Annotated in this window: 3 protein-coding genes; 2 read left to right on the top strand and 1 reads right to left on the bottom strand. The window is 52.6% G+C overall.

All coding sequences use genetic code 11. The features are described from left to right. The first annotated feature begins 494 nt into the window (after positions 1-494). Positions 495-1,277: a DNA adenine methylase gene (locus tag V6C07_RS13135; protein WP_333536925.1), complete on the top strand. Its 783-nt coding sequence runs from the start codon at positions 495-497 to the stop codon at positions 1,275-1,277. Between the two features lie 7 nt (positions 1,278-1,284). Here V6C07_RS13135 and V6C07_RS13130 read toward each other — a convergent pair whose 3' ends face one another. Beyond that, positions 1,285-1,560 (bottom strand): hypothetical protein, encoded by a 276-nt coding sequence (locus tag V6C07_RS13130; RefSeq protein ID WP_333536924.1) that lies wholly within the window; start codon positions 1,558-1,560, stop codon positions 1,285-1,287. A gap of 146 nt (positions 1,561-1,706) precedes the next feature. Here V6C07_RS13130 and V6C07_RS13125 point away from each other — a divergent pair, with 146 nt between their 5' ends. After that, a complete protein-coding gene (locus V6C07_RS13125) occupies positions 1,707-2,231 on the top strand; it encodes a hypothetical protein (RefSeq protein WP_333536923.1) in 525 nt (174 codons plus the stop codon). Positions 2,232-2,555 lie beyond the last annotated feature (324 nt).

The raw sequence follows: 2,555 nt of genomic DNA, 5'->3' as shown, positions 1-2,555 counted from the left end.
CCATCATCAACCGCCATGGTGACGGCTTGCTGCCTCAATTCCTGTGAATAACGTCCCCGTGGTGCTTTCGTCATAGAACCTCCTCAATGGATATGGACTATGGCGTCCGTTTTTTCCAGCCTATCTCTAGCTCTGCATGAGAAAGGGAGCCTTTCAGCTTGGGACTCACCTGGCGGCGGAAGCCTGGACGCTTCTTTATATGATGGGGATGGGGCGGGCCAGGGTTTCTTCCCTCCCGATGGTAGTGACTTTGCGGCCTGGGACATCTGGCTTGCCGCACAACCTGACTTGCAACCCGCGCTGGCTGGAAGTCATGATGGGTTGGCCCATAAACTGGACAGATACCGACTCACGGGTAACGGAGTTGTGCCTTTGGAAGCGGCGTATGCGCTGGCAACTTTGGCAGCGAATGCCAACCAGCGCGAATGATTAATCACTGAGGAACCAGATTCCCAGGCGAGAAGGCCAGCGAGCCTCTTATAGAAGGTTTCTCAATGAATACTGTGTTGAACAGCCGTCCCCCGCTTGCCGGGTGGATGGGCGGCAAAAGTCTGCTGGCCAAGCGCATCGTGGATCGCATCCCCGAGCATCACTGCTACGTTGAACCGTTTTGCGGCGCAGCCTGGGTTCTCTTCAGAAAGCCTGAAAGCGCTGTTGAGGTCATTAACGATATCAACAAGGATGTGGTAACACTGTACCGTTGCCTACAATGGCATCTGGGGGAGTTTGTTCGCTTTTTCAAGTGGGTTCTGGTCAGCCGGGACGAGTTTGAGCGGCTGAAAAAAGCCGATCCTGAAACGCTAACGGACATTCAGCGTGCAGCACGTTTTTACTATATTCAACAGAGCTGCTTTGGTGGCAGAATAACTAGTCCCACATGGGGGTTCGCGGCCAGCCGCGGTAGTCGTCTTAATCTTCTCCGTATTGAAGAGACCCTGTCCGCGGCGCATTTGCGCTTGGCCAGGGCTTATATTGAATGCTTGCCGTACCATAAGGTGATTGAGAATTATGATCGGCCTGACACCTTTTTTTATGTAGACCCACCGTATTGGGACTTTGAGAATTATTATGGCCCTGGGCTGTTTACCAAAGAAGATTTTTCACGGCTGGCTGACCTGCTGGCCGGGGTAAAAGGCAAGTTTTTGGTCAGCCTCAATGACACACCTGGAGTGCGGGAGTGCTTCAAAGCTTTTGAGATCGAAGAAGTGCAAACCCGGTACACATGCGGTAACAAAGTCAATAAGGCCGCTGGCGAGGTGCTGATCAGGAATTGGTAGAAGGCTTTCAGGAGGGGGAAGGCTCCCCCTTCACTTTACGAGTGTACTTCTTACGCGGCGGGCTTTGGATGAGCGCCTTGCGCTCTTCCATCGGCAGGCGCCCGAGCAGGATGGCCAGCGCCACGGCTGGAGCCGGGGCCTCATGTACGCCTTGAATCCAACGGCTTGTCATGACCGGCGAGTACTCCTGCCCGGTCAGCTTGGTGACGGCCCTGCAGTAGTCCAGAGGCCGAAGCTTGCTTTCCCGCAATGCGAGGCCGAAAGCTGTGGACACGTCTTTCATAATAACTCCTTACAGCTGCAGCTTGCCGTTTTCGGCCCTGAGAGTCAATGTAAATTATTTTACGATGTGTTAAAAAAATTCTTGCAATCCTCCGCAGACAGAGCGAAGTGTGACTCACGGAAACAAACAAACCGGAGGAAAACAAGATGCTTACTACCAAAAATAGAGAATGGGGATTTTTTGGAACAGCTCGCCAACAATGCGGCGAGGCTTTCGCGGAAAGAGCATGGAGAGTGGCATTTGAACATGTTCAAAACTGGATGGGCTGGAACGACGAAATGACCCGCGATTTTTTAGATAGTAAATGTGGACGCTTTTACGCTGATGAAATGTGTGGAAAGAAGAATTGGCAAAGGGCCCTTACGCACTACAGCCATTTGGAGCATGATTGCCGCAGATTTTTCGAGGCTGAAAGGCCACTCGCATACAAGACATGGTGCGCCATCAACGGCAAAAGTCAGACGGAACGCACTCTGCGGCATACCGGCATAAGCAAAGCGGACATTCACAAGGCTGTAAGCACTCTTTTGGGGTTGGATTACACAGCCAGCCAAATAGAGGATATGGTGAGGAAGGCAGGCCCGTTAGCGCAGGCCCTCGCCATGATCTTGGCCGATATACCCGAGGAAATCCGAGACATGTACATGGACGACAAGGCCATTGCCGAATAACCCTAACTACCACTCCCAAGAAAAAAAGGAGGCGCTGCCTCCTTTTCCTCGTCGCTCCGTTTGCCCCCGCCCAAAGGGCAAAACTATCTCCAAAAACGCAGAGTTAAATAGCTCCACCAACCCAGCAAATTCCGCGCCGCAGGGAAGCCAGCGCCCGGCAAAAATAAATGTCGCGCTACATACTCAGGTAATATAATTAAAAAGGAACCCCCCGGCCTAGCCGGGGGTTCTTCATATGCGCCTGTAAGGCTTTCTTACCAGCCGCGCCCTAACAGGCGCACGGGCGATCTGACATTTGCATTTCTGTTACTTGCGGCCCGTAAA

Source organism: Desulfovibrio sp. 1214_IL3152 (genome assembly GCF_036763055.1).
Taxonomy (GTDB): Bacteria; Desulfobacterota; Desulfovibrionia; order Desulfovibrionales; family Desulfovibrionaceae; genus Desulfovibrio.
This window is presented reverse-complemented; position numbering and strand designations above follow the sequence as displayed.